1 pseudogene is annotated in these 255 nt (G+C 38.4%); it reads right to left on the reverse strand.

The window, feature by feature from the left end:
- Positions 1–255 (reverse strand): annotated as a pseudogene (locus tag KI375_RS27200) (IS5/IS1182 family transposase); the annotation flags it as partial.

Genomic DNA, 255 nt, shown 5'->3' on the forward strand with positions numbered 1-255 from the left:
AAATAATCTTTTCCCTGGAATTCCTTCTGCTGGCTATTCTCAGCTGTTTTCATGCTTACGGAATAGCTTTTGCTTTTAGCTCCAGGTTTGTAGCAACCTTCTCGGAGTGGACAAACTTTACTTTTTTCAACGTCAAAATGGTATGTATCTGTTTGATTCTTGGATGCACGTTTCTTCACTTGGCGTACTTTCCATATCGCCATATGTCCTTCTTTACAGACATACATTCCCGCATCTTTATTAAACTCAAATTCA

The organism is Bacillus sp. J14TS2, assembly GCF_018333015.1.
In the GTDB taxonomy this organism is placed as follows: domain Bacteria; phylum Bacillota; class Bacilli; order Bacillales; family Bacillaceae_C; genus Lederbergia.